This is a genomic window from Candidatus Pseudoscillospira sp. SGI.172 (assembly GCF_050313575.1).
Taxonomy (GTDB): domain Bacteria; phylum Bacillota; class Clostridia; order Oscillospirales; family Oscillospiraceae; genus Vermiculatibacterium.
This window is the reverse complement of the sequence record NZ_JBNPLQ010000063.1, coordinates 1-2,600: the sequence shown is the minus strand read 5'-3', so window position 1 is coordinate 2,600 and position 2,600 is coordinate 1. Positions and strand designations below refer to the sequence as shown.

3 protein-coding genes are annotated in these 2,600 nt (G+C 39.5%); 1 reads left to right on the top strand and 2 read right to left on the bottom strand.

Annotated features, from left to right (window positions below):
* A partial coding sequence (locus tag ACQRD3_RS13405) for a hypothetical protein (RefSeq protein ID WP_427781723.1) occupies positions 1 to 257 on the top strand: 257 nt, incomplete at its 5' end.
* Between the two features lie 105 nt (positions 258 to 362).
* Here the strand turns inward: ACQRD3_RS13405 and ACQRD3_RS13400 are convergent.
* Positions 363 to 1,991: a M56 family metallopeptidase gene (locus ACQRD3_RS13400; protein ID WP_427781722.1), complete on the bottom strand. Its 1,629-nt coding sequence runs from the start codon at positions 1,989 to 1,991 to the stop codon at positions 363 to 365.
* Positions 1,992 to 1,995: 4 nt separating this feature from the next.
* Complete coding sequence (locus ACQRD3_RS13395) at positions 1,996 to 2,355, bottom strand: BlaI/MecI/CopY family transcriptional regulator (RefSeq protein WP_427781721.1); 360 nt, start codon at positions 2,353 to 2,355, stop codon at positions 1,996 to 1,998.
* Positions 2,356 to 2,600: the final 245 nt, after the last annotated feature.

The following is a 2,600-nucleotide window of genomic DNA, read 5'->3' as shown; positions in this document are numbered from 1 at the left end:
CAGCCAAAAGAAAATACGCCTATGTGCCGCAAAGGCACACAGGCGCAGGAAATTACATATTCACTCAAAAGCTGACAATTTTCGCAATCGTCAACAAAATGACCAAATTGAAGGAGGAAACTTTTTTTGATTGGTTAGGTGTGCGAATAAGAGTTACTGACACGGTGGACCTCCTTACCACCGCCGTGCCACAAAACAAGGCGGCGGTTTTGAATTGTCTCAAAACCGCCGCTCAACTTAGTAAAAAAGGCAATTAACGCATACGAACTTGACCCGCCAAACAACGGTTTTTTTATATGCCGCGCAGCGAGAAAAGTAGAACTTTAATATGCGATTATCTTGTTATCTTGCATTTGGAGATATTAGTAAAACTCTGCTCCATTTTTTTGTAAATGCTCTATTATTCCAACCCATTCAGTGTTGTCCTCGTCGCTAGATATGATATTGCAAGTTTTTAACAAGCTCTCAAAAGATTTGCAAAGATCGGTAGAAAGACGATATGGATTACAAGTAGTTGAAGTCAGCATAATCCTTTGCCCATCAATAAGAATTGACTCTATTTTTTCTTCTTGTACGAGTTCGAGTTGTACACCATTTTTATCGATCACAATATACAATTCTTTTCCATCGGAGAAAACAATATGCCTCACTTCAGCGCCGTTTTTCAGCCGTGCTTGCAGATCCTTCATCGAATAGCCGGGTATTGGATCGTTTTGTAAAAGCCAAGTTGAATAATCCTCTGCATCGACCAAATCATAGGGGGCACTTTCCCATGAAGCCCCGTCATCATAACTCATTTCCACTGTGGAGTCAGTTCTTATCCTCATAGACAATTCCTGGTCAACATATATGGCCAAATAATCGGAATTATCAAGCGAGTCTGATAAAACAGGTACATCAGCCTCATTAAATGTCCAATCTATCGGCATCAAAGCCACTGTTACATCTCCTTGATATGAAGCCTCCGCCACTTCTGAAAGTGGTGCTTCATCGACAACTGTACTCATATCATTCTGTGACGCAGTGTTAGAAGGAACATTCGGATCAGTAGATAAACAGCCAGAAAGTGTACAGACAATGAGGGTAAGAACCATCATTACTGCTGGTGTACTTTTTCTAAATGTCATAACATTTTCAACCCTTTCTTTAATGTTGCCTTTTGAAAATGCCAATGAGATGCCAGAAATGTCATGCCGGCCAGCCGTAAAATACAGGAGAGAGCGTGCATAATCTGCGCGTATACTCAAATCTAATTTCGCTAATACACCTTCATCACAAGACATTTCCATATCTCGTTCAAAGAGGGTAACTGCCAGCCAGACCAACGGGTTAAACCAGTGGATGCACAAAGCAATAAAAGAAACAAGTTTGTATATTTGATCTCCTCGATGAATGTGGTATTCTTCATGCGCTATGATATATGCTTGTTCACGTTCTGATAAATTCGAGGGAAGATATATCCTTGGTTTTATAATCCCTATAATGACAGAAGTTTGAAGATGATCAACTAAATAAATATTTTTGCGAAGCAATGTTGCTCCAGTTAGTTTTCTGTAAAGACGAATAAACTGCAAAAGATTGCGAAATAAAAGCATCCCTGCACCGAAGCACCAAACCATAGAGGCGATTGATAAAGATAAATCCTCCTTATCATCAAAAGTGGGTAATTCGTGCTGCACTTGTTCGTTTGCAGTTGTATCCATTGCTGGGCGGGTACTTATCTCCGCTTGCGCTGGAAATATGGTACTATGTGGATTGTCTTGGGTATTTGTTTCAATTACAACAGGAACTTCAAGAAAACCAAATATCGAAATATTAGAGGTTATAGACACCGGGCAAAGAAGTCTAAAGAACACCACTACCCATAGCAAAAACGAAAAGACCTTGGGTGTGCGCTTGAGTAGTAGTCTGATTGGGAAGATTATTAAGATTACAATGGACGCTGTAAAACTCATATCAAGTAAGCGTAATATCCATTGATTAAAAAACATAGTATCAATCCTTATATCGTTCGATGATCGCCAATATCTCCTCAATATCCTTCTGTGATAGTTTTCTTCGTGTAGCAAACGCTGTTAAAAATTGTGGAAGTGAGCCAGAAAATGTTTCATCCACAAATTTTTCACTTTGTATTGCGGTAAATTGTTGTTTTGAAACAAGAGATGTAATAAATCCATTTTTGTTTTGGAAAATACCTTTCTCACATAATTTGCGTAAAACTGTATAGGTGGTAGATTTTTTCCAATTCAAAACACGTTCACAAAGTTTGACTAATTCACCAGAAGAAAGTGGTTCATTGTCCCAAATGAGATTGGCAAATTGTGTCTCGATCTCACCCAATCGGTAAGCAATCATGTCTGTCCATCCCTTCCACTTTGGTTTATCACCAATAAACCTATCTTTAGTTTATAGGAAATAAACCAAAATGTCAATCAAAAAATACGCTTTTGTTATTACCCCCTGGAAATGCACCTGTTTTCGAGGGAGCGCGTTTTGGCAAGCAATTCAGGTGTGGCCACACTCCGAAATTTTCACAGGCCGCAGGCCCGTGAAAATGCTTGTTGGGGAGCTCCCCAAACCCGCTGAACTTCTGGACACTT